We start from the raw sequence: 23,377 nt of genomic DNA on the forward strand, positions 1-23,377 counted from the left end.
ATAAAGAGCGTTCATCCCCGCTCTTTTTTCGTTTAATCCTGCCAGGTGTCTTGATTCTCTTTGAATTTCTTCAATAATTGTAGCCCATCAGATGTGATATAACCTTGTACCTTAGCCACCTTGATTAACTCAGTGTAGTTAGATAGGGTGACCAACTTGACCTCTGCTTCTTCAAAGTTTTTAGCTGCCTTTGGCAATTCATAAGTGAAGATAGCTGCTACACCAAGCACATCGGCGCCTTCACGTTTAGCAGCTGCAACAGCATCAAGCACTGACCCACCAGTTGAAATCAAGTCCTCAATGATGACCATTTTTTGACCTTTAACCACGCGCCCTTCAATCTGATTTCCTGCTCCGTGATCTTTTGGTTGGCTACGGATATAGGCAAACGGCAAATTCATCTTATCAGCAATAATGGCACCGTGAGGAATACCCGCTGTCGCTGTTCCTGCAATCACTTCCACTTCTGGGAAATGTGCTTTGATCTGTTCAACAAAGCCATTTTCAATGAGTGTGCGTGTTTCGGGATAAGACAACGTAATACGATTGTCAGTGTAAATCGGTGACTTGATACCAGAAGCCCAAGTAAACGGCTCCTCAGGTTTCAAATAAACTGCCTTAATATCCAATAAATCTGATGCGATTTGCGCTGCTAATGTCATCATTTCTCCTCCTCTAGCATCTCAATGCTTGATGTAAAGTATTGTTCGATAAAATAAGTCTGTGACTGAATAGCTTCAAGCGTTAGATTTTCTCCTGGAGAGGTTAGTATCCATTTGTCTTCCACATCATCTTTACGATGAATGATGGCCACCAATTCTCCGAAAAAAGTCGTCAAAGGCTGTGAAACATGCTGAGAGATAATGTAAACATCTTGCTCCTCACCATCTCCTGCAAACAATTCAGGAATGTAGCCATAGTTAACAGGATAGCTATTTCCAAAATGATCTCGAAACCCCATAGGTCTATCAATGATGACCTGATAACTCTTTCTAACCATTCCACTCTTCCTTAATCGCTTGGTAAGCCGTCACAGGATCCTCTGCCTGTGTAATCGGTCGTCCTACAACGATATAGTCTGAGCCGATGATTCTCGCTTCGCTTGGTGTCATGACGCGTTTTTGGTCGCCAATAGCAGAACCACTAGGACGAATCCCTGGTGTTAGGCAGACGAAGTTGCTTGATGTAGCAGTTTTGATGGCTTCAACCTCATGAGCTGAGCAGACGACACCATCTAGACCTGCTTCTGCTGTTTTACGAGCGTAGTTGAGGACAGAATCTGTTAGACTGGTCTGAATATTTTGGTCAGCCTGCATTTGTGCTTCAGATGTTGATGTTAATTGTGTCACGGCAATCAAGATTGGTCCTTCTCCCAACCCTTCACGCGCAGCCTGCATCATCTCAACGCCGCCAGCCGCATGAACATTGGTCATATCAACCCCCAATGTTGCCAGCACAGCCATTGCGGAACGCACCGTATTGGGAATATCATGCAGTTTCAAATCAAGAAAGATTCTGTGACCTAGTGACTTGATATAGGTCACAATGTCAGAACCACAGGCATAGTAGAGCTCCATCCCCACTTTGACAAAGAGCTTTTCCTCCTTAGGAAATTGGGCTAGAAATCCCTTAACATCCTCAAACGTTGGGAAGTCAAGGGCAATAACAGGACGATTTTCTCGCATGGACTAGGTTTCCTTTCTACAATAAAAAACCTGTCCCAGAGAGACAAGGTTTACGCCACAATAGACCTAAAGCGACACCAGCTTTAACTCTTTTTCTTTGTCGTACGACCAATCCTCAGAAAGGTCACCTTGTCAACCTCTCTGGATTGACTTAAAGGTTAATTTACTAAATTATAGGTTAGTTTTTGAGGAAAGTCAAGAAAAAATGTGAGATTAAACTATTTTGCGAAACCATTGGGCAATGCGATACCTTGTCAGCAAAGTCAGCAATATCAGAATTGCCAGACAAGGAAATACGAGGTGAATTCCGAGAGAAAACCACGTAGTTGTATCGACTAAATTTAGCGAGCCTAGAATAATGTCGTCTCTAAACCAAGGAGCAACAAAACAGTAATCTTTTGATAATCTTCCACGATATGAGCTTGTAAAATACTATCAAAAATCACGACAGCTAATAAGAGAAACATGCTGATAAATTATAGTTTCAACCCGAACTGCATGGATTTATTAGGACATCATAAAAAACTCTAATGGACAATCGTTTTATCAGAAGCCATTTTTTTATTTATACCTTTCTCACATATACTATACCATGTTTATCACAAAATACAAACGATTACAAGACTGTGTGCAAAAAAGGAGCCCGTTCCTAAGAACGGATCCCCATTAGTCTAGTTAACCATTTTCTCTGCATCTTTGAGTTTAACAGAGACAATCTTAGACACTCCTGATTCCTGCATGGTAACGCCATAAATACTATCAGCAGCTGCCATTGTCCCTTTTCGGTGGGTCACAACGATAAATTGACTATCTTTGTCAAAGCGATTGAGGTAATCGCCAAATCGTTTCACATTTGCTTCATCAAGGGCGGCTTCAACTTCGTCCAAAATCACAAACGGAATCGTTTTAACGCGAATAATTGCAAATAGCAAAGCTAGGGCTGATAGTGCTTTTTCTCCACCCGACATGAGATTTAATGACTGAATTTTTTTACCTGGTGGTTGCACAGAAATTTCTACTCCTGCTGTCAATAAATCTCCCTCTGTCAAGATAAGATCAGCAGTCCCTCCTCCAAACATCTGGGTAAATGTTTGCTTGAAGCTTTCGCGAATGGCTTCAAACGTTGATTTGAAACGCAGTTTAACTTCATCATCCATATCATGAATTGTATCCAGTAGCAAGTTTTTAGCGTGAATCAAATCATCTCTCTGCGTACTTAAGAAAGTTAAACGTTCAGAAACGTCATCATATTGGGCGATAGCATCCAAATTGATTGGACCTAATACTTTGATTTGACGACTGAGATCGGAAAGGTTTTGACGCGCTAAAGCTAGATTTTCCAGTGGATTAGCTTGAATTTTAGCTTCCTCAAAACTCATCTGATAGTCTTCGGTTAATAAACGTGCAAAGCTCTGCAATTTTTCAGAGAGATTAGAAATCTCAGCCTCCAGTTGTGCTTGCTGACGAATCAATCCTTCATTTTTATGACTTGCTTTTTGTAATTGTTCTTCTATATCCTCGAGACTTGCTTCACAGTCTTCAACTTCAAATTTTAGGCGAATCAAAGCTTGTTCAGCTTCAGCGTGGCGCCTACCGGCTTCTTCTAATTGTTTTGACAGAATCGGCAATTGCTCTGTATCAATAGTTGAAGGCGCAGCAGTTATCCAATTTTCCAAAGTAACGATTTCTTGATCTAAAGAGCTAATTTCAGATAAGATACGATTAAGGTTTGCTCGTTCAAAACGCTCTTCACTCATGTACTCTCGTTCTTCAAGACGATATTGCGATAACTGCTGATTGAGTTCGGTCACCTTAGCAGTGATACTATCTTTATCTCTCTTGATTTCTGATAAATTATCAGAAACTTGTTTTTTCTCTTTTTCAATAGCTAAAAGCTGTGCTAATAAGTTCGATTTTTTTTCTTCTAATTCATGAGTGGCTTCTTGATCTGATTGGTTCTGAAGAGCTGTGCATAGCTTACGAACTTGTTCTAAGCGCTCTGATACTTGCTTATAGGCAAACTGGGTAGTCTGTTCTGATAATCTAGCTTTTTCTCCAGAATCTTTAATTTTGACAAGTTTGTCCTCGGCCTCGCGAAGTTCTTTTTGACTCTCTTCAACGATTTTTTCCTGTTGGCGTAAGCTATTTTGTAATGAAGATAATTCTTGCTCTAAAGCATCTAACTCAGGTTTAATAAAAGTCGTTGAATTTTGACGATTAGAACCGCCAGCAAAAGAGCCTCCTGGACGAATTTCAGAACCATCAAGTGTTACCAAACGAACTTGGAAATTGACTAAGCGAGCTGCTGAATTAGCATGATCAATGGTCTCAAAAATAGCCGTTGTTCCCAACAGATTTTCAAAAATAGTAGTTAATCTTGGTTCAAAAGTCACTAAATCATTCGCAAATCCAAGAAATCCATTGGCTGTTTCAAGTTTTTGTCGATTAAAACCTGAAACTTCACGGGATTTAATCGTCGTTAGAGGTAGAAATGTTGCACGTCCAGAGCGATTTTTTTTCAAAAAATCAATACCAGCTTTTGCAGAAGCCTCATTCTCAACAATGATATGTTGACTAGAACCACCAAGAGCAATTTCGATAGCTGTTTGGTAAGTCGTCTCAAATGTCAAGTGTTCACTAACAGCACCGATAATGCCTCCAATCTGAGAGGCGTTTTGCAACACTGCCTTAACGCCAGCAAAAAAGTTGCTGTGATTTTTTTGAATGGCCAAAAGAGACTGCTGACGCGCTTCCTTGTTTTTAACTTGGTCTAATAAGTCAAACATCTTTTGTTGCTGAGTTTGGTAATTGTGTTGAATGTGTTCAAGCTTTTGAGCAACTGTCTGATATTCTATTAAAAGTGTTTGGACCTGATTAACAATTTCTTGGTGCGCATGTTTTTTTAGCTCTTCATCCTCTTCAAGATCTGCTTTTTCAGCTAAAAGTCCTGCAAGTTCAGTTGATTTACTTTCGAGAGCTTGAATTCTATTATCAATTTCAGCTTGTGTGGATGTCAGTGCATTAGAAAGGTCAGCTTCTTTTTCCATGAGCTTGACAAAGTCTTCACGAAGATTTTCTATTAATTGATCTGGATCCGTCGAAAATTTTTCTAGTTGAGACTCTATAGAACAAATTTCAGATTTTTTGATATGCAATTGTTCTGTAATTTCTACCAAGAGAGCTTCTTTTTCAACTTTGGAATGTTCAAGAGACTCTTTATCAGCTTTCATCTGATTGAGACGTTTACCTGCATCAGCCTTTTTCTCTTCATTTTGACTTGATTCAAGTGTTAAAAGATCAATTTGCCTTTGTAAATCTGATTTCAAACGTGTCAAATTCATAAGCTCAGTTTGGTATTCGGAGCTTTGATTATTCAATTCATGACGTTTGGTTTTTAATTTTTGATTTTCTTGTTCTAAATAGTCACGTTGTTGATAATAAGCTGTCAGTTCTTCTTTGGTTTGGGCTAAATCATTTTCCTTGCTCTGCCATTTTTCCCTAAAAGTAATTATATCATGAACAAGGATATCGAGTTGGAGAGCTTTTCGCTCCGTTTCTAATATTTGGAAACGCTTAGCCGTTTCAGCTTGTTTTTCAAGAGGTTTTAGTTGATTATTAAGTTCATAGATAATATCTTCTAAACGGTCGAGATTGTCCTGGGTCTGATTCAGTTTGGACTCAGTCTCTTTCTTGCGAGTTTTGTATTTGAGTACTCCCGCCGCTTCTTCGAAAATTGCACGCCGTTCCTCAGGTTTTGAATTAAAGATAGTTTCCACCCTACCTTGGGAAATAATCGAAAATGAGTCTCTCCCTAGACCTGTATCCATAAAAAGATCATGGATATCTTTAAGACGAACTTTTTTACCATCAATTAGGTAATCGCTATCCCCATTACGATAAATATGGCGCTCAACTCGGATTTCTTCTGGTTTATCAGCAATAAAACCATCTGAATTGTCCAATATTACTGTCACTTCAGCATAATTTAAAGGTTTTCGATTTTGCGTACCAGCAAAGATAACATCTGGCATCTTTCCGCCACGTAAGCTTTTGGCCGAAGATTCCCCCAAGGCCCAACGCAAACTTTCTGTGATGTTTGATTTTCCAGAACCATTTGGTCCAACGACCGCTGTAACCCCTTGATCAAATTCCACTTTAGTTTTATCAGCAAAAGATTTAAATCCTTGCATTTCAATTTTTTTTAGAAACATAATGTCCTCAGTAAGAAAAGTTGTGGTTCAATAACCACTTTGCAATATTATTGTAATTGTTCAAGTGCATTTTTAGCTGCTTCTTGTTCAGCTAATTTTTTCGATTTTCCTTTACCTCTACTTAATTTTTCGCCATTAACTAAAACAACAATCTCAAAGACTTTATCATGAGCTGGACCTGTTTCATTAATAACCTGATAGGTAATCGTTACTTCTCCATTTACTTGAAGCAGTTCTTGTAAGCTGGTTTTATAATCTTTAACGCGTTCATAATTACCAATTTCAACTTGCGGAATCATCACTTGATTTAAGAAGTCTTCAACTTCCGAGATACCTTTATCTAGTAGTAAAGCTCCTAAGAATGCTTCAAACAAATCACCTAAAATTGCTGGTCGATTACGTCCGCCAGTTTTTTCTTCACCACGACCTAACTTGATGTGATGTTCAAAACCACATTGCCGTGAAAATCCAGCCAGTGATTCTTCACGGACAATCGTTGAACGCAATTTTGACATGTCTCCCTCTGGCATATCAGGGTATTTTTTATAAAGATAACGAGATATGGTTAATTGTAGGGCAGCGTCTCCTAAAAATTCCAAGCGTTCATTATGTGAAATATTTAGGGCACGATGCTCGTTAGCATAACTTGTATGAGTAAAAGCAGTTTCTAGAATCGCTTTATTTGTAAAAACGATTCCGAAACGATCATTTAAAAGTTTTTCTAATTTATCCATTTTTATTCCTCTTTTGAAGAAGAGCTACGCAAAGCTGCTTTATAGGTTTGCTCTAATAACATGGTAATTGTCATCGGCCCTACGCCACCAGGGACAGGAGTGATAAGACTAGCTATCTCAGCTACCTCATCAAATTTGACATCTCCAATTAATTTTCCATTTTCATCACGGTTCATGCCTACATCAATGACAACGGCGCCAGATTTCACAAAATCCTTTGTCACAAAATGCCCACGACCAATAGCGACAACTAAAATGTCTGCTGTTTGACAAACTTCTGGTAAATTTTGTGTTTTTGAATGTGTCAGTGTCACTGTTGCATTTTGTTCAATAAGCAAGTGTGCCATAGGTTTTCCAACAATATTGCTACGGCCGATAACAACAGCCGTCTTACCTTCAATCTCTACCTGATATGCCTCAAGCATTTTCATAATACCAGCTGGTGTACATGGGACCATCACCCGATTTCCAGACCAGAGATTTCCCATATTTGTTGGATGAAAACCATCCACATCTTTTTCAGGGTTAATAGCTAATAAAACGTTTTGTTCGTTAATATGTTCTGGCAGGGGTAATTGGACTAAAATACCGTGAAATCGATCATCTTGATTATATTTTTTTACTACATTTAGGAGGGCTTCTTCAGTTGTTGACTCTGGCAAGCGCACAGTCTCACTCAAAAAACCTGCTGCTAGGGCAGAGCGTTCTTTATTACGAACATAGACTTGACTTGCAGGATTATCTCCAACTAAAATCACGACTAGACCTGGAACCACACCGTGCTGACTTTTTAAGAGTTGAACTTTTTTTGATAATTCATGTTGTATCTGCTGAGCCAAACCTTTTCCATCAATTATTTGAGCCATAAACAATCCCCCTTTGAAAGATAAAAGTACTACCATTATATCAAATATTCAGTAAGATTTCATCTGCCAATATCACTTGAATATACTATCATTTATTTTTATTTTTTATGAATTAATATATAATGGCATTATGAAAACTTTTAAAATTTTTTTATTATGCTTTTTTCTATCTATAGTAATTGCTATCTTTATTTATCAAAAAGGAAATATATTGGATACATTTTTCCATTTATTTGGTTTCCTATTCACATCTCCCCTAATATATCCTCTCCCCCTTTATTTGACCTATCTTAACCTTAAATACTTCAAAAAAGCTTTATCAGATACACGCCTATTTGATTTAGCTAGCATGTTTTTAGGAGGATTGTTATCATATTTTCTTATCGTACTCAAGGTTGATACTAAACCATGGCAAGATTGGCACACTCAACTCTATGATTATCAGACCCATTCTCCTATTTATACAGCAGCTTTCCCAACCATTATTGTTCTTTTAGGTCTAGGATTGATCGGTTATATGATTTTAACATCAATTCCTATCAAAAAATGTCCACCTCTTATTCTGGCAATAGGCTTTAGCTTCTCCTACATCGGTCTAATAACCTTAGCCATCTTTGCCATTCAACTTGGTTATCTTAATATTTGGGGAATCGGATTATATCTTTTTAATGTTTATGTGATTTATCTCAGATCCTTTAGGAAAGTCATTATCACTTATCGTCAGAGTAATATTACAGTAAACACACAAAAGAATTGGCAGATAAAATGTCATCAGTTACTACACTCTTCTACCAACTGGCATTTATTAAGTCTATGCTTGATGCTACCAGTTTTAGGAATAGCAATCAGTCTTTTGACCTTATTTGGACAGGAACCTGATTATATGATTAAAGCATGGACTGAAACAAGTGATTGGACCTTATCAACAAAGGTGGCTCCTCCAGATATTTTCTACGATGAGCATTATCTCTGTACCGTTGGGGCATCCGGTCATCGAAAGATTGTCAAACCTATTCGTATGGGCGTTCGTCATGGTCACCGTATTGTGGTTAATCGTCAATTGCTAATTGCAAATGCCTTTGAGCAAATCATTGAAGAGAAAATACCACGTATCCATAAGCTAATTAGGTACATTTACGACACCTACGGTTATTCATTTGCTAAGCATATCAAGTCACCGTGGCAGGCAGACGTTATCTACTTTTTAATGAAACCCTTAGAATGGTTGTTCTTGATGATTATCTATCTTTGTGATTCAAAACCTGAAAACCGTATTGCACTGCAATATATCCCAAAACCAGAAAGATGATAAGCTTTTAATAACTTTAAATGTGAGTACTTTATTCTCAGTGGTCTTATTTTAGCGATAGAAATCCTCAATTCAACTAATCAACCAAATAGCTATCAAATACAACTTATTTTCGATTGTTTTTAGAAATGGTTCGTTTTACAATTAGAGTTACAAGAGCTCTTAATATTATGAATAGAGGTTAATATCTCATGCAAACAATAGGTGACAAAATAAAAAGTTTCAGACTAGCTTCGGGATTAAATCAGACACAATTTGCCGACAACCTAGGTATCTCTAATCAAGCAATCTCTAAATGGGAGACCAATGTTGCTATGCCTGACATTAGTTTACTACCAGAAATCGCTACTATTTTTGGAATTAGCATTGATGACCTTTTTGACTATACTAAGGATAAAATGTATGAGAAAATTGTTAGCCAGCTGGAGAGTGGTTATAGGCTATCGCATCGTGAATTTGAGAATTTTGAGCAATTTTTATTGGATGACCTTCATCAAAATCCATTAGAATATCGAGTAAATCATGAGCTAGCAGCTCTTTACTATTCTCATGGCAATCAACTACGAACTTTAGCTGTTTCTTATGCTAAAAAAGCCTTAGAACTCCAACCAAATAGTCAATTTGATATTAACATTATTAATAATGCTTCTGACGGTGTTCTAACTGACTGGGATACGGGTTCTCATTATCAATTGATTGATTATTATCAAAAAAACATTAAAAACTACCCCAGAAAATAAACGTCTTTATTGGTACTTGCTGGACAATCTTCTGGCTGATGGTCGTATTAGAGAAGCAAAGGACGTTTTATCTGAATCTTATGTACAAAATCCTGACAGTTTAAACGATTTTTATAACGTTTATATTGAAGAGAAGGAAAAAGGTTTTAGTCAAGTTAAAGAAAACTATTTAATTTTAGCAAATCAGTATTCCGATGACTGGCGTATCCTCTTTTCTATTGCCAATGAACTCTGTCGAAACGAAGAGTATCGCTCCGCTATTCCTATCTGGGAAAAAGCTTTTGAAGCACAGGAAAAACCACGCTACACGGATTACTATGAATCCATAGCTCTCTGCTACACCTTCCTTGGAGAACCTGAAAATGCAGTTAAATCCTACCGTAAGGTTTTGGTAGTTCTACGTGATGAATGGGGCTTACGCTTTAGTGCCTACATTGAACGAATCAAAGAGAAGATAGATAAACTGTCCTAGAATTTCAAAAAGCTCCGGTAGGAGCTTTTTACTTATAAAAACTGTCTCTGTAAAATATCATTCACATCTCGAAGGTAGAACAGTTCAGACGCATTTTTCTCCTCATAGAATTGGATAATATCATCCATAGAGTCTGCCAAATCAATTGTTTTAAAATCAGTTTTTGGAACCCACTTGATTTCTCCTTCTTCAGATGATCTGATGTCCCCTTCAAATTCAGTTGCCTTGTAGAGAAATACAAGATAACGGATACCTTCTCCTCTTGTGTGAAAATGCTTGACACCAATCAATCTTGGATTTTTAATGGTCAATCCTGTCTCTTCATAAACTTCTCGGACAACAGATTCGTGTAAACTTTCGCCTTTCTCAATGTGTCCTCCTGGATATGCTGCGCCATCCCAAGCATAGCGGTCTGGATTTCGGATTTGCATGACAACCTCGCCACGCTCATTTTCAATCATACACATATTCGTTAAAATCACTTCTTCGCTTCTTGGCATAGTCACCCCGATATATTAGTTTTTAATATTATACCATAGAAAAAGGCGCTTAACAACGCCTTTTAACTTCCCTTAATAATATTCCCCTTGACGGTAGTTCCATGAGTTAAAGTGGTCTGAGAGGTGCATCATGATTTTATCAATATCAAGCCCTTTACGGATGACCACTGGGCAGTTGTCAATCGAACGGCTACCTGCGCCTTGTTCTGGGATAAGTTTACCATCCTTATCAACCATTGATACCATAACCCCCTGTTCATAGCGCGTTTCTACCGTTTTATCAGGTTGGATAGAAGCGACATAATCATCTGCTTCAATCACAAGGTCAACGGTATTTTCGATACGTTCACCAATACCTTCAACCTTACCACGGTTACCTTTACCAGATGGGTTTGCTGATGAGGCATAAACCATTTTGCCTTCTTTTTCCCACATTTCTTTGGCGATTTGTTCACCAGCCACACCAAACTTAATCACAAAACATGAAGTGCCGCGGACATCAGTCATCAATTCTTCACGACCATCACCGTAAGCCTTTAATTTCTCATAGGCTTCTGGTTTCCAAGGGAGGATACAACCTAGAAGAATGTCTTCATCCCAATGTTTTTGGTAAAAGGCATCAATTTCTGGGGTTAACTGAGCTAGCTCACGGAGCTCTGCCATGCTTCCGCATAAAACAACACCAGGTTTGTTACGGTTACGCTCTTTTGCCTCAAATTTACGCTCAAGGCCAGCACGGTCACTAGTCATGATGATATAGCCGACTTTTGTAGGGGTTACAATACAGCCGCCATCGCCGTTAAGAATATCAAAGCCTTCTTGGTTAAGTTGTCCGTTCCAATGTACGTGTTTAGTCATGATAATTACCTATTTCTTTCTTTTTAATGTGTTGACCATCAGGTTATTCTTACCAATAAGATGGTCGATTTTTTTCATATTCAGCAATGGCATCCGCGTATTCTAGCGTAATACCAATATCATCCAGTCCCTTGAGTAATTTGTTTTTCCAGTCAGCATCAATCTCAAAGGAAAACTCACCAACAGGAGATAGGATTTTTTGATCATAGAGGTTAATGGTCACCTCATCTGTCGGTTGCAGCGCTGCTAATTGTTGACGAACCTCCAAGGGCTGCGCAATGGGTAAAATGCCGTTATTGAGGTCATTATTATAGTGAATGTCCCCAAAGGATCCAGCAATGATTACCTTAAAACCATAATCTGCAAGTGCCCAAGCCGCATGTTCACGAGAGGAGCCAGCCCCAAAATTATCTCCTGTGATTAAAATGGTGGCCTTGCGATAAGGTGGTGTATTAAAGATAAACTCAGGATCCTCAGTATAGTTATCGTCTAGATATCGCCACTCATACATGAGGTATTTGCCAAATCCTTTTTTATCAATCAACTTTAGAAACTGCTTGGGAAGGATTTGGTCTGTGTCAATATTATCATTCATCAAAGGGACCGTAGTTCCTGTATAAATGGTAAATGCTTCCATCGTTTAACTCACCTCCAATGTTCTGACGTCTATAAATTTCCCGGCTATTGCGGCTGCAGCTGCCATGGCTGGGCTACAAAGATGTGTTTTAGCTCCTACACCCTGCCGGTCTTCAAAATTACGATTGCTTGTCGAGGCGCAATGTACACCAGCTGGAACCTTGTCTGGATTCATACCCAGACACATGGAACAGCCAGGATCACGCCATTCAAAGCCCGCTTCGATAAAAATGTTATCTAAACCAAGTTGTTCAGCCGCTTGTTTTACAGGTCTAGATCCAGGAACTACAATAGCTGTGACGCCTTTGGCTACTTTTTTCCCAGCGACAATTTTAGCAGCAATTTGCAAGTCACTGAGGCGGGCATTGGTGCAAGAACCAAGAAAGACATATCCAATGTCTATCCCATCAGCTGTTTGTCCAGGTTTTAAGCCCATGTAGTTATAGGCACGCTCATCATTAAGGTCACGAATGGCTGGAAACGGTTGGTCAAACCGTACCCCCATTGAAGGATTGGTTCCCCAGGTCACCATAGGTACCAACTCTGATACATCCATCTCAATGACCTTATCATACTGGGCATCTGTATCTGAAATCAATGTCTTCCAGTCAGCTATAGCCACTTCAAAATCTTTAGGTCTATGTTTTTTATCTGCTAGATAATCAAAGGTTGTTTGGTCTGGATTCATAATGCCCATTTTAGAACCAAATTCAATAGACATATTGCAGATGGTCATCCGCTCTTCCATCGTCAATCGGTCAATAGCATCACCCGTGTATTCGACCACATAGCCAACTCCTAGAGCTACACCATATTTGGCGATTAAGGCCAGAATATAATCTTTGGCATAGATGCCTTTAGGTGCTGTTCCTGTAAATCTCACCAATAACTTCTTTGGTTTGACTTGCCAGATGGTTTGGGTAGCAAAAACATGCTCCACTTCTGTCGTTCCAATCCCAAAGGCAATGGCTCCGAAAGCACCATGTGTAGCGGTGTGGCTATCTCCACAAACAATGAATTTTCCAGGCTGGGTTAACCCCATCTCTGGACCAATCATATGGACGATTCCTTGATTTGGGGAGCCATGCGGCGCGTGTGGAATCCCAAATTCCTTCACATTTCGAGCAAGAGCGTCCATTTGGGCTTTGGAAATCACATCCCGAATGTCGTGTATATTAACCGTTGGAACGTTGTGGTCAAAAGTCCCGAAGGTCAAGTCTGGTCTACGAACTTGACGTCCTGCTTCTCTTAAGCCATCAAAAGCTTGCGGGCTTGTTACTTCATGAATGTAATGTTGGTCAACGTACATGAGTTGAGGTTCACCCTCTTTACCCGTAATGACATGACGGTCCCATAATTTATCAAAAATAGATTGTCCACTCATAACTTCCCCTTATCCTTGCTTTACGTACCAAAGTCCATAGCAGATCACTGCCTGAATCAAAATCCCTAGGTACCAAGCAAGTTGAAAATACCACTTTCTAGTCTTATGATGAAACATTTCTCCTCCTAACAAGGCTCCTAATCCACCCGCACATAGGGTCATTAGTAATAGGGATTTTTCAGAAATGCGCCATTTATTTGCAACTGATTTATGTTTGTCAATGCCATAAGTCATGAAAACAATTAAGTTCCATATTAACAAAATAACGATTGCTAGCTTCATTCTAAATTACCTATAATGACTGCAGTCATTTCATCAGTTGTAGTAGCTCCGCCCATATCTTTAGTTAATATACCTTGTGCCAATGTTTTTTCAATAGCTCTTTCAATCATCTCTGCACCTGTTTTTTCATCAAAAGACTCACGGAGCATCATGGCAACCGATAAAATCATAGAAATCGGATTGGCAATGCCTTTTCCAGCAATATCTGGAGCCGACCCATGAATAGGTTCATAAAGGCTTGGAGCTGTTGCCGAATGACTAGCTGATGGCATAACACCCAATGTTCCAGGCAAGACCGATGCTTCATCCGATAAAATATCTCCAAAAAGATTTTCTGTAACAATCACATCAAATTGAGCTGGATTTGTTATCATGAGCATAGCTGCGCTATCGACTAATTGATTTTCTAAAATCACATCAGGATAATCTTTTGCGACCTCTTCAGCTACTTTTCGCCATAATTTTGAGGTAGCAAGAACATTTTGTTTATCGATGCTTGTAACCTTTTTGCGCCTTGTCTTAGCTAATTCAAAGGCTTCGACCATGATACGACGAATTTCCTCAGAAGTATAATCGTTGTGGTCACGCGCCCTGTCAGTTTCTAAAATATGCTCACCGAAATAAATTCCGCCAGTCAATTCACGGACAACCACAAAATCTATGTCTTCCAGTCGGTCTGTTTTTAGAGGTGATAGGTGTTTAATAGCATCAAAGATTTTGACAGGTCGAATATTAGCATAGAGACCCAATTCTTTTCGGAGGCTCAAAAGACCTTGTTCTGGTCGAATCGGGCAAGTATCATACTTAGGACTTCCAATTGCTGCAAGTAAAATAGCATCCGCAGCTTTCGCTGCCTCTAATGTCTCACCAGGAAGCGGATGCCCCGTAGCATCAATTCCTGCTCCTCCAAATGGCTGAGCATCTATTTCATAATCAAATCCGATTTTTTCTGCGACAGCTTTTAGAACTTCTAAACCTGCCGCCATGATTTCAGGACCAATTCCGTCCCCTGCTAAGGTTACAATTTTATTTGTCATTCACATACCTTACATTTCTTTTTCTGATAGTCGGTGACCAATTTCACCAGCATTTTCTTTCTGGACAAAGACATTAGCATTGATATAGGCGATTGCACCAGCTTTCATCACATCAAAATCAATTCCTGACGCATTGAATATCGTACCAGTTTCACTATTTTCAATTGAAACCGTAACGCGTGCCTGCGCGTCAATCCCATCTGTAACAGCATCCATATTGTAACTGAGCAATTTGACTTCTTGATGAAAGAACTGGTCAATGGCGTTATAGGTAGCTTCCACCGATCCCTTACCGTCAGCTGTAACGTCAACAAATTCTTGGTCATTATTAACCATAGTAATTACTGCTGTTACCGTGTCATCAGGATTTGAGGCAAGTCTCAAATTGCCAAAATGGAAACCTTCTGGATTTTCAATTTTAGCACCTGCAACAAGAGCAGTAATATCTGCATCCGTAATTTCTTGTTTTTTATCAGCTAAGGCTTTAAATTTAGCAAATAAAACTGAGACTTCATCTTCTTCAAATTCTAAGTCAAGCTCTTTTAATTTCTCAATAAATGCATGACGACCAGATAGTTTTCCAAGTGGAAGTGAATTGCGCTTCACACCAACTAACTCAGGTGTAATAATTTCATAAGTCAATGGATTTTTAAGAACGCCATCCTGATGGATACCAGATTCATGTGAGAAGGCATTACCACCTACAACCGCCTTATTTCGAGGAATTGGAATTCCAGAAAAGCGTGACACCATTTCAGCAGTATTAATGGTTTCTTTTAGAACAATAGCAGAGCTAGCTTGATAATAATCCTCGCGAATACTAAGCGCTACAGCAACTTCCTCAAGAGCCGCATTGCCTGCCCGCTCACCGATTCCATTTAAGGTTCCTTCAATACGACCTGCTCCATTTTTAATAGCAGATAAGGTATTGGCTACTGCCATTCCAAGGTCGTTGTGACAATGCGGACTAAAAATAATCTCTCTATCTGATTTAACATTTTCAATAAGAAACTTAAAGATCTCCCCATATTCTTCAGGTGTTGTAAAACCAACCGTGTCAGGAACATTGATGTAGGTTGCCCCAGCATCAACGGCTGTTTGAACAACCTGAAGAAGAAAATCCAGTTCAGTCCTTGTTGCATCTTCAGGAGAAAATTCAACCACTTCTACCTTAGAACGAGCATAGCTAACATGTTCTTTAATAATGTTTAAAATTTCCTCTTTTGATTTTTTTAATTTAAACTCACGATGTATAGGGCTTGTAGCGATAAAGACATGCATTTGAGGATATTTAGCCTCCTTAATTGCCTCATAACAAGCATCAATATCTGATTTTACAGAACGAGCTAAACCAGATACAGCAGTAGTTTTCATCGTCTTAGCTATTTGCCTAACCGCCTCAAAAGAATCGGGACTAGCTGCTGGGAAACCCGCTTCGATTGCTGAAATTCCCCATTTTTCAAGTTGTTTAGCGATAGCTACTTTTTCCTTTATTGAAAAATTGACTCCTGGAGTTTGTTCTCCGTCTCTTAACGTTGTATCTAAAAATTCTACTTTACGCATCTCAATTACCACTTTCTAAAAACTTAAAAACACCTCACTGGAAACCAAGCGAGGTGTTCACTTCCCGCTTGGTAAGCCAAACAGGACTAATGCTCTTGCACTAGCCCGATATTCTCAATAGCAAAACAGTTGTCATTGTGAATTCCATTTGATTGACTCCTTTGTGTTTCAATTTAATTTAATGAATATTCTATATTTTTCTGATAATTCTGTCAAGTGGAAAATGATAATTATTTTCCTATTTTCTTTAATGAGTATCATACTTTCTCTTTTAAAGCATTATTTCGTTCTAAAAGTGTTATATTCGACTTTCTTTAACATACGAATAGCTAATGTAAAAAGAAGCTGGATTCCAACTTCTTCTACGTTATATCTTATTTACGGTACATTTTGAATTGTAAATAAAGGTCATTGTAAATCCCTAACCATTTTTGACCAAGGTTATCATAAACTTCCAGATTTTCAATGGTTTCTTGGTCTGGGTAGAAGGCCTTATCAGAAGTGATTTCTTCTGGTAAAAGTTCCTTGGCTTTGGTATTAGGTGTCGCATAACCGATATATTCCGCATTCTGTGCAGCGTTTTCAGGAGTTAACATAAAGTTAATAAAAGCATATGCCTCTTTTGGGTGCTTCACAGTCTTAGGAATGACAATATTATCAAACCACAAATTTGACCCTTCGCTTGGAACAACATAGACAAGGTCTTCATTACCATCAAGCATTTCACTAGCTTCTCCAGAGAAGGATACTCCGATGGCTGCATCTCCCTGAATCATATAATGTTTTAGCTCGTCACCAACGATTGCCTTAACGTTAGGTGTTAATTCGTTCAATTTTGCTTCAACAACAGCCAGTTCCACCTTATCTTTACTATTTAAGCTATAGCCAAAACTATTAAGCCCAAATCCCATGACTTCACGAGCTCCATCAACAAGCAAGATATCATTACGATATTCTTCTCGCCACAGATCTTCCCAGTGTTCAGGAGCTTCTTTTAACATCTTCGTATTGTAAACAATACCTACGGTCCCCCAAAAATAAGGAATCGAATAGTCATTTTTAGAATCAAAACTATGCCCCATAAATTCAGAACCAATATTATCTAATCCCTGTATTTTAGCATGATCCAATTTAACTAACAAGTTCTCTTTGATCATCTTATCAATCATATAGTCAGAAGGAACTGCCAAATCATAAGTAGTCCCACCTTGTTTAATCTTTGTATACATGGCTTCATTGGAATCAAAAGTTTCATATTGCACCTTAATTCCAGTTTCTTTTGTAAATTTATCTAGTAACTCAGGATCAATATAATCTCCCCAATTATAGATGACCAATTTATCTGAGGCACTACCACTACTTTGTTTCATGATAAGGCTAAGGCCGAATAGCAGAGCTACAATAGCTAGAATACCACCGATAAACGAATATAATCTACGCATTCTTATTCTCCCTCTCCTGTGAAATGAAATAGTAACCGATAACTAATAGGATACTAAAGAGAAATACAATAGTGGAAAGAGCATTGATTTCAAGTGAAATGCCTTGACGTGCTCGTGAATAGATTTCGACAGAAAGAGTTGAGAAACCATTTCCAGTCACAAAGAAGGTGACAGCAAAATCATCCAGTGAATAGGTAAAAGCCATGAAATACCCTGCAATAATCCCTGGTGTCAGATAAGGCAACATCACTTCTTTCATCATTTGAAAGCGGGTTGCTCCTAAATCATAGGCCGCATTGACCATATCGTAGTTCATTTCTTTCAGACGTGGCAAGACCATTAAAACCACAATCGGAATAGAAAAGGCCACATGACTAAGTAAAACTGAGAGTTCACCTAATTTAAATCCTATAGTCGTAAAAAGAATTAAGAAACTTGCCCCAATCATAACATCTGGTGCTACCATCAAGACATTGTTAGCTGATAACAAACCATTCTGGAAACGGCGTTGTGTCTGATGGATAAAAATAGCTCCAAAAGTTCCAATAATAGTTGCAATAAGAGCTGATAAGAAGGCAAGAAAGAAAGTTTCTACCAAAATCAACATTAAACGACTATCTCCAAACATTGTTTCATAATGTTCGAGTGTCATTCCTGTAAATGCATTCATATCATCACCTGCATTAAAAGAATAAAAGATCAAGTAGGCGATAGGAATATAGAGGATAAGGAAAACAAGTGCAAGATATAGATTTGCTAATTTTTTCATTGTTGTCTCTCCTTTGTCACCCACATTGTTACAATCATAGCAACAATTAAAATCACACCTATGGTCGCTCCCATTCCCCAGTTTTGAGTGGTTAGGAAATGTTGTTCAATAGCGGTTCCTAAGGTAATGACACGATTTCCTCCAATTAAACGCGTCAACATAAAGAGAGATAAGGATGGAATAAAGACTGCTTGAATACCAGAGCGCACCCCATTAAGCGACAAAGGGAAGGTAACTTTTCGAAATGTTTGAGTATTTGTAGCTCCAAGATCACGACTTGCATTTATCAAATTCTCATCAATATCATCAAGAGCATTAAAAATGGGCAAAATCATAAAAGGTAGTTCAATATATGCCGCTACAAAAATAAATGAAAAATCAGTGAATAAAATTTGCTTTGCACCGATTCCCATAAACTCTAGGAAAGCATTAACTCCACCTTGTTGTCCAAAAATTCCCATAAAGGCGTAAGCTTTTAACAAAAGATTAACCCAAGTTGGTAGAATAACCAGCATTAAAAAAAGCTGTTTATGTTTAAGACGGGTCAAAAAGAGCGCTGTTGGGTAAGCAATCAGAAAGGTCGCTAAGGTGACAATAGCAGCATAAATAATTGAATTGAAACTCATTTTGAGATAAGTCCAACTTGAAAAAAAAGTACCATAGTTTGCTAATGTAAAGTTTCCTTCAATATCAAAAAATGATTTCCAGAGTAGTAAGGCAACAGGAGCTAAAACAAAGAAAATAATCCACAGTAAGTAGGGAATTGAAAATGCAATATTAGAGGTTTTCTTCATGACGTTCCTCCTCAATTGCATTGATAAGTCCGTCTTCTACTTCTTCTACTTCTACGTACTCTTCAATACGAGCATCAAATTCCTCTTCTGTTTCATTGAGACGCATGATATGAATATCTTCTGGCTCAAAATCAAGCCCGATTATTTCTCCAACAATAGCCTTACGTGTTGAATGAATCATCCATTCATTTCCAAGATTGTCATAGGCTATAATTTCATAGTGAACACCACGGAAAAGCTGGGTATCTACGGTAACCTGTAATTTTCCTTCTTCAGGAAGAGTGATACGTAAATCTTCTGGACGAATAACAACTTCAACTGGTTCATTTGGTCTCATACCCCCATCAACAGCTTCAAATCGTTTGCCATTAAATTCAACCAAGTAGTCTTCAATCATGACGCCTGACAAAATATTAGATTCACCGATGAAAGTAGCAACAAAGTGGTTGATTGGCTCATCATAAATATCAACTGGTGTTCCAGACTGAACAATCTCACCGTCATTCATGACAAAAATCCAGTCTGACATAGCAAGAGCTTCTTCTTGATCGTGGGTAACAAAAACAAAGGTAATTCCTAAACGTTGTTGCAATTCACGCAATTCATACTGCATTTCTGTACGCAATTTCAGGTCTAGAGCTGACAGTGGCTCATCCAGAAGTACTACACGAGGTTGATTGATAATGGCACGAGCAATGGCGACACGTTGGCGCTGACCACCAGATAATTTATGAATGGAACGCTTTTCATATCCTTCTAAACGTACCATTTTAAGCGCTTCAGCCACACGTTCAGCAATTTCTTTTTTATCAACTTTTTTAATTACTAAAGGAAATGCCACATTCTCTGCTACTGTCATATGAGGGAAGAGGGCATAGTTCTGAAAGACAGTATGCACATCACGTTTATTCGTTGGCACATCATTGATACGTTTACCATCTAAGTAAACATCACCGCTTGTAGCATCTAATAAACCAGCAATAATGTTTAAAATAGTTGATTTACCAGAACCAGAAGCACCAAGTAGAGTATAAAATTTGCCTTCTTCTAGTTCGAAATTAATATTTTTAAGTACTTGAGTACCACTATCTTCAAATATTTTTGTTACATTTTCAAATGCAATAATCGGATTTGTCAATTAACTTTTCCTCTCTATTTATTTAGCTACGCCAATGATACGAACTTCTGGCTCTAGTGTAACACCCGAGTGTTCTTTTACTTTTTCGACAACAGAAGCAATTAGATTTTCATAATCGGTTGCAGTCCCCTTGTCAACATTTACCATAAATCCTGCATGCTTGGTGGACACCTCAACTCCACCAATACGGTACCCACGAAGCCCTGCATCAGAAATTAAAGCACCAGCAAAGTAGCCGTTAGGACGTTTGAACACAGAACCACAGGATGGCAATTCAAGTGGCTGTTTCAACTCACGTAAGTGAGTCAATCGTGCCATTTCTTGGGTAATTTGAGTGTAGTCTCCAGGTTTTAAAGCAAATTTGGCAGATAGAACTATTGCTCCCGACTCTTGAACGGCAGAATGACGATAACTAAACCTTAAGTCTCTAGCTTCCAAGGTTATAATTTCCCCGTCTTTGGTCAATAGCTGAGCTGAAGTTAGCACATGGGCAATTTCACTGCCATAGGCACCAGCATTCATGAAAACAGCTCCGCCTATTGATCCAGGAATACCACAGGCAAACTCAAAGCCTGTCAAGCTATGGCGACTGGCAACTTTAGTTGTCTCAATTAAATTAGCTCCTGCTTCTGCTTCAATAACATATCCAGAAACAGTAATAGTTGCCATTTTTTCTAACATGATAACTATTCCTCGGATACCACCATCACGAACAATTAAATTACTGGCATTTCCTAAAACAGTCCATTCTAAATTATGAGTTTTTGCAAACGTCAACAAGCGTTGCAATTCATATCGTGAACGAGGAAAAGCTAGTAAATCTGCTGGTCCACCAACTTTCGTATAAGTATAATTACTTAAAGGCTCATCAATGCGGACATCAATACCATCTAATTCTTTTTTTATTAAGTTTTTCATCATTTCATCCATACTAAAAAAATCAGCACAAGGCCGATTTTATTATATCAAAATTATGAGTATTTGACGACCAATTGGATGGATAAAATATCTTTAGATAGTTATCGGTAATTTCCTAAAGTAAGTTCCACTGTAGTTTTCGAAGTGATCTTAGTCTAAAACGGATTTTTATGGTGGAATTAAGTCTGATACGTTTGCGTTAGAAATGAGCCTTACTATGACAAAACACAAACACCTTACCCTCTCGGACCGCAATGATATCCAACTTGGCTTAGAGCGCGGTGAAACCTTCAAAGCGATTGGACAAACAACCCTAAAAGATCCTACTACCGTTTCCAAAGAGGTCAAACATAATAGACAAGTCCGCTCTGCTACTAGTGATGGGCTTCCTTGCCCTCTCCTTTATAAAGATCCCTTTATCTATAACGAATGTCCTAAGAGAAGATTAAATTGTGGCTATAAGAAAATCTTCTACCTCGCTAAACAGGCTCAAATACAGTACGAACAAATCCTCCTTGAGGCTCGAGAAGGAACATCTCTCAACTCTCAAACGTTCTGGGAAATGGATAAAGTCATCTCCGATGGTGTCAAAAGGGGGCAGCACATCTATCACATCCTTAAAACGCATCACCTTGATGTCAGCTCCTCAACCGTCTATCGACACATCCGTAAAGGATACCTTTCTATCGCGCCTATTGATTTGGCTAGAGCTGTAAAATTTAAACCAAGACGCAAATCTACACTACCTGCTATCCCTAAAGAAGCTAAAAAAGGGCGTTATTATGACGACTTCCAACAGTATTTGACGCATAGCCAACTAACTTCTTGGTTAGAAATGGACACAGTTATGGGACGGATTGGCGGAAAAGTCCTACTCACCTTCAATGTCTCTTTCTGTAACTTTATCTTCGCTAGACTTTTGGACATTAAAACCGCTCTTGAGGTCGCTAAACACTTCTATGTTATCAAGAACACGCTTTATGAGGCTGATAGAGATTTCTTCGAGGTTTTCCCTGTCATTCTAACCGACAATGGCGGGGAGTTTGCCAAAGTTGATGATATCGAAATGGATATTAGAGGCGAGTTAAAACTGTTCTTTTGCGACCCTAATCACTCTGACCAGAAAGGGAGGATTGAGAAAAATCACACGCTTATTCGCGACATTTTACCCAAGGGAACGTCTTTTGATCACTTAACTCAGGACGATATCAACCTAGTCTGTTCTCATGTCAATAGCGTAAAGCGCGCTGCTTTGAATGGGAAATCTGCTTATGAGCTCTTTACCTTTACCTATGACGAAGAACTAGCGAACCTTCTTGGCGTGTCCTTAATTCCCGCAGAAGACGTCTGCCAGTCGCCAAAATTACTCCAACATAAATTCTAAAAACTAACCTAATATAATCCACTCAAACGTCTCACACTAACTGCCACCTTAGCGGAACTTAATCTGAAACGCTTTCAGATGAGGGAGTGCACCCTTTTTGCCAACTTAATTTGCCTAAAAATGCCATGAAATCAGCCATTATAAAAACCAGTGGAACTTACTCTGACACGGATTTCTACTGTTTTTTTTGATTTTTATTAGACTAACTTCCACTTTAATAGGTAGTGGAAGTTAGTTTGGGAGTTTAGCCTAGATGGTTATTTTTAAATCAGATAAGCCTAATACCACACCTACTCCATCATATCCATCAAAAAATATATAAAACTCAGAAGGAAACTTATCCACCTGAGTCATCATTTAAAAATTACAGAATTTCAACTTATATTCAAAGTCTTCAATAACCCGATTAACGTTGCGTCGTCCCTTATAAATACCGTATCCAAAGAGTAGCATACCTAACAAACCCAAAATGATTAAAATACCACTTAATATAGTCCATACCAGTGAATCTTTATGGAAAAAATAGAACAAGGTACAACCTATACTAGCTATTAGAAACAATAGATTAAACCATCGTCCTAAATTTTCAATCATATGTTTTTGATAGGCTATTTCAGTTTCATATCCTTTAATCAATTCTTGTTCAGTCATTATA

Annotated in this window: 23 protein-coding genes; 4 read left to right on the plus strand and 19 right to left on the minus strand. The window is 38.5% G+C overall.

Going from position 1 to position 23,377, the window contains the following annotated elements:
• Positions 1-32: 32 nt before the first annotated feature.
• The 6 genes from pyrE to GZ996_RS04970 all read right to left on the minus strand — a co-directional run bounded on the left by pyrE (position 33) and on the right by GZ996_RS04970 (position 7,496).
• Positions 33-662 (minus strand): orotate phosphoribosyltransferase, encoded by a 630-nt coding sequence (gene pyrE / locus GZ996_RS04945; RefSeq protein WP_162011488.1) that lies wholly within the window; start codon positions 660-662, stop codon positions 33-35.
• Positions 662-1,000, minus strand: coding sequence for an inorganic diphosphatase (locus GZ996_RS04950; protein WP_161978918.1), 339 nt, complete (start codon positions 998-1,000; stop codon positions 662-664). The genes pyrE and GZ996_RS04950 overlap by 1 nt, the downstream gene beginning before the upstream one ends.
• Positions 993-1,685 (minus strand): orotidine-5'-phosphate decarboxylase, encoded by a 693-nt coding sequence (gene pyrF, locus GZ996_RS04955; RefSeq protein ID WP_162011471.1) that lies wholly within the window; start codon positions 1,683-1,685, stop codon positions 993-995. The genes GZ996_RS04950 and pyrF overlap by 8 nt, the downstream gene beginning before the upstream one ends.
• A gap of 671 nt (positions 1,686-2,356) precedes the next feature.
• Positions 2,357-5,896, minus strand: coding sequence for a chromosome segregation protein SMC (gene smc / locus GZ996_RS04960; RefSeq protein ID WP_162011472.1), 3,540 nt, complete (start codon positions 5,894-5,896; stop codon positions 2,357-2,359).
• A 47-nt stretch (positions 5,897-5,943) separates the two neighbouring features.
• Positions 5,944-6,630 carry a ribonuclease III gene (rnc, locus tag GZ996_RS04965; RefSeq protein ID WP_162011473.1) on the minus strand — a complete coding sequence of 229 codons (687 nt, stop codon included), beginning with the start codon at positions 6,628-6,630 and terminating at the stop codon, positions 5,944-5,946.
• Between the two features lie 2 nt (positions 6,631-6,632).
• Positions 6,633-7,496, minus strand: a complete 864-nt coding sequence (locus tag GZ996_RS04970) for a bifunctional methylenetetrahydrofolate dehydrogenase/methenyltetrahydrofolate cyclohydrolase (protein ID WP_162011474.1) — start codon at positions 7,494-7,496, stop codon at positions 6,633-6,635.
• Positions 7,497-7,626: 130 nt separating this feature from the next.
• Here GZ996_RS04970 and GZ996_RS04975 point away from each other — a divergent pair, with 130 nt between their 5' ends.
• The 3 genes from GZ996_RS04975 (at position 7,627) to GZ996_RS11870 (ending at position 10,017) form a co-directional block, all read left to right on the plus strand.
• Positions 7,627-8,805 carry a DUF6688 domain-containing protein gene (locus GZ996_RS04975; RefSeq protein WP_338014793.1) on the plus strand — a complete coding sequence of 393 codons (1,179 nt, stop codon included), beginning with the start codon at positions 7,627-7,629 and terminating at the stop codon, positions 8,803-8,805.
• Positions 8,806-8,996: 191 nt separating this feature from the next.
• Positions 8,997-9,545, plus strand: coding sequence for a helix-turn-helix domain-containing protein (locus tag GZ996_RS11865; RefSeq protein ID WP_232323165.1), 549 nt, complete (start codon positions 8,997-8,999; stop codon positions 9,543-9,545).
• Complete coding sequence (locus GZ996_RS11870; protein ID WP_238386397.1) at positions 9,502-10,017, plus strand: tetratricopeptide repeat protein; 516 nt, start codon at positions 9,502-9,504, stop codon at positions 10,015-10,017. Before GZ996_RS11865 ends, GZ996_RS11870 begins: the two co-directional genes overlap by 44 nt.
• Positions 10,018-10,049: 32 nt before the next feature.
• Here GZ996_RS11870 and GZ996_RS04985 read toward each other — a convergent pair whose 3' ends face one another.
• The 12 genes from GZ996_RS04985 to murB all read right to left on the minus strand — a co-directional run bounded on the left by GZ996_RS04985 (position 10,050) and on the right by murB (position 21,341).
• Positions 10,050-10,517, minus strand: coding sequence for an 8-oxo-dGTP diphosphatase (locus GZ996_RS04985; protein ID WP_156805233.1), 468 nt, complete (start codon positions 10,515-10,517; stop codon positions 10,050-10,052).
• 72 nt (positions 10,518-10,589) lie between these two features.
• The gene (locus GZ996_RS04990; protein ID WP_156805234.1) at positions 10,590-11,375 is read right to left on the minus strand and encodes an L-threonylcarbamoyladenylate synthase; all 786 of its coding nucleotides are present in this window, start codon (positions 11,373-11,375) and stop codon (positions 10,590-10,592) included.
• Positions 11,376-11,424: 49 nt separating this feature from the next.
• Positions 11,425-12,012: a 3-isopropylmalate dehydratase small subunit gene (gene leuD, locus GZ996_RS04995; protein WP_162011476.1), complete on the minus strand. Its 588-nt coding sequence runs from the start codon at positions 12,010-12,012 to the stop codon at positions 11,425-11,427.
• Positions 12,013-12,015: 3 nt separating this feature from the next.
• Positions 12,016-13,395 carry a 3-isopropylmalate dehydratase large subunit gene (leuC, locus tag GZ996_RS05000; RefSeq protein WP_162011477.1) on the minus strand — a complete coding sequence of 460 codons (1,380 nt, stop codon included), beginning with the start codon at positions 13,393-13,395 and terminating at the stop codon, positions 12,016-12,018.
• Positions 13,396-13,404: 9 nt separating this feature from the next.
• Positions 13,405-13,677: a DUF1294 domain-containing protein gene (locus tag GZ996_RS05005; protein ID WP_156805237.1), complete on the minus strand. Its 273-nt coding sequence runs from the start codon at positions 13,675-13,677 to the stop codon at positions 13,405-13,407.
• Complete coding sequence (gene leuB / locus GZ996_RS05010) at positions 13,674-14,714, minus strand: 3-isopropylmalate dehydrogenase (RefSeq protein ID WP_162011478.1); 1,041 nt, start codon at positions 14,712-14,714, stop codon at positions 13,674-13,676. The genes GZ996_RS05005 and leuB overlap by 4 nt, the downstream gene beginning before the upstream one ends.
• Before the next feature lie 9 nt (positions 14,715-14,723).
• The gene (locus tag GZ996_RS05015; RefSeq protein ID WP_161980821.1) at positions 14,724-16,277 is read right to left on the minus strand and encodes a 2-isopropylmalate synthase; all 1,554 of its coding nucleotides are present in this window, start codon (positions 16,275-16,277) and stop codon (positions 14,724-14,726) included.
• A gap of 374 nt (positions 16,278-16,651) precedes the next feature.
• Positions 16,652-17,719 (minus strand): ABC transporter substrate-binding protein, encoded by a 1,068-nt coding sequence (locus tag GZ996_RS05020; RefSeq protein WP_161980822.1) that lies wholly within the window; start codon positions 17,717-17,719, stop codon positions 16,652-16,654.
• Positions 17,712-18,488 carry an ABC transporter permease gene (locus GZ996_RS05025; RefSeq protein ID WP_156805241.1) on the minus strand — a complete coding sequence of 259 codons (777 nt, stop codon included), beginning with the start codon at positions 18,486-18,488 and terminating at the stop codon, positions 17,712-17,714. The genes GZ996_RS05020 and GZ996_RS05025 overlap by 8 nt, the downstream gene beginning before the upstream one ends.
• Positions 18,485-19,282: an ABC transporter permease gene (locus tag GZ996_RS05030; protein ID WP_156805242.1), complete on the minus strand. Its 798-nt coding sequence runs from the start codon at positions 19,280-19,282 to the stop codon at positions 18,485-18,487. Before GZ996_RS05030 ends, GZ996_RS05025 begins: the two co-directional genes overlap by 4 nt.
• Entirely contained in the window at positions 19,266-20,420 is a 1,155-nt protein-coding gene (locus GZ996_RS05035) for an ABC transporter ATP-binding protein (protein WP_156805243.1), read from the minus strand. Before GZ996_RS05035 ends, GZ996_RS05030 begins: the two co-directional genes overlap by 17 nt.
• 18 nt (positions 20,421-20,438) lie before the next feature.
• Positions 20,439-21,341, minus strand: coding sequence for a UDP-N-acetylmuramate dehydrogenase (murB, locus tag GZ996_RS05040; RefSeq protein ID WP_162011489.1), 903 nt, complete (start codon positions 21,339-21,341; stop codon positions 20,439-20,441).
• Positions 21,342-21,555: 214 nt separating this feature from the next.
• On the opposite strand from murB, the gene GZ996_RS05045 reads away from it, so the two are divergent.
• Entirely contained in the window at positions 21,556-22,722 is a 1,167-nt protein-coding gene (locus GZ996_RS05045; protein ID WP_161980824.1) for an IS30 family transposase, read from the plus strand.
• 357 nt (positions 22,723-23,079) lie between these two features.
• Here the strand turns inward: GZ996_RS05045 and GZ996_RS05050 are convergent, their stop codons facing one another.
• The gene (locus GZ996_RS05050) at positions 23,080-23,373 is read right to left on the minus strand and encodes a DUF202 domain-containing protein (RefSeq protein ID WP_161980825.1); all 294 of its coding nucleotides are present in this window, start codon (positions 23,371-23,373) and stop codon (positions 23,080-23,082) included.
• Between the last annotated feature and the right edge of the window lie 4 nt (positions 23,374-23,377).

This window comes from Streptococcus sp. S784/96/1 (genome assembly GCF_902729355.1).
Taxonomy (GTDB): domain Bacteria; phylum Bacillota; class Bacilli; order Lactobacillales; family Streptococcaceae; genus Streptococcus; species Streptococcus caledonicus.

Excerpts from the sequence above, each read along its gene's own strand:
- pyrE (WP_162011488.1), bottom strand. The coding sequence starts at position 662 with ATGACATTAGCAGCGCAAATCGCATCAGATTTATTGGATATTAAGGCA.
- GZ996_RS04950 (WP_161978918.1), bottom strand. The coding sequence starts at position 1,000 with ATGGTTAGAAAGAGTTATCAGGTCATCATTGATAGACCTATGGGGTTT.
- pyrF (WP_162011471.1), bottom strand. The coding sequence starts at position 1,685 with ATGCGAGAAAATCGTCCTGTTATTGCCCTTGACTTCCCAACGTTTGAG.
- smc (WP_162011472.1), bottom strand. The coding sequence starts at position 5,896 with ATGTTTCTAAAAAAAATTGAAATGCAAGGATTTAAATCTTTTGCTGAT.
- rnc (WP_162011473.1), bottom strand. The coding sequence starts at position 6,630 with ATGGATAAATTAGAAAAACTTTTAAATGATCGTTTCGGAATCGTTTTT.
- GZ996_RS04970 (WP_162011474.1), bottom strand. The coding sequence starts at position 7,496 with ATGGCTCAAATAATTGATGGAAAAGGTTTGGCTCAGCAGATACAACAT.
- GZ996_RS04975 (WP_338014793.1), top strand. The coding sequence starts at position 7,627 with ATGAAAACTTTTAAAATTTTTTTATTATGCTTTTTTCTATCTATAGTA.
- GZ996_RS11865 (WP_232323165.1), top strand. The coding sequence starts at position 8,997 with ATGCAAACAATAGGTGACAAAATAAAAAGTTTCAGACTAGCTTCGGGA.
- GZ996_RS04985 (WP_156805233.1), bottom strand. The coding sequence starts at position 10,517 with ATGCCAAGAAGCGAAGAAGTGATTTTAACGAATATGTGTATGATTGAA.
- GZ996_RS04990 (WP_156805234.1), bottom strand. The coding sequence starts at position 11,375 with ATGACTAAACACGTACATTGGAACGGACAACTTAACCAAGAAGGCTTT.
- leuD (WP_162011476.1), bottom strand. The coding sequence starts at position 12,012 with ATGGAAGCATTTACCATTTATACAGGAACTACGGTCCCTTTGATGAAT.
- leuC (WP_162011477.1), bottom strand. The coding sequence starts at position 13,395 with ATGAGTGGACAATCTATTTTTGATAAATTATGGGACCGTCATGTCATT.
- GZ996_RS05005 (WP_156805237.1), bottom strand. The coding sequence starts at position 13,677 with ATGAAGCTAGCAATCGTTATTTTGTTAATATGGAACTTAATTGTTTTC.
- leuB (WP_162011478.1), bottom strand. The coding sequence starts at position 14,714 with ATGACAAATAAAATTGTAACCTTAGCAGGGGACGGAATTGGTCCTGAA.
- GZ996_RS05015 (WP_161980821.1), bottom strand. The coding sequence starts at position 16,277 with ATGCGTAAAGTAGAATTTTTAGATACAACGTTAAGAGACGGAGAACAA.
- GZ996_RS05020 (WP_161980822.1), bottom strand. The coding sequence starts at position 17,719 with ATGCGTAGATTATATTCGTTTATCGGTGGTATTCTAGCTATTGTAGCT.
- GZ996_RS05025 (WP_156805241.1), bottom strand. The coding sequence starts at position 18,488 with ATGAAAAAATTAGCAAATCTATATCTTGCACTTGTTTTCCTTATCCTC.
- GZ996_RS05030 (WP_156805242.1), bottom strand. The coding sequence starts at position 19,282 with ATGAAGAAAACCTCTAATATTGCATTTTCAATTCCCTACTTACTGTGG.
- murB (WP_162011489.1), bottom strand. The coding sequence starts at position 21,341 with ATGATGAAAAACTTAATAAAAAAAGAATTAGATGGTATTGATGTCCGC.
- GZ996_RS05045 (WP_161980824.1), top strand. The coding sequence starts at position 21,556 with ATGACAAAACACAAACACCTTACCCTCTCGGACCGCAATGATATCCAA.
- GZ996_RS05050 (WP_161980825.1), bottom strand. The coding sequence starts at position 23,373 with ATGACTGAACAAGAATTGATTAAAGGATATGAAACTGAAATAGCCTAT.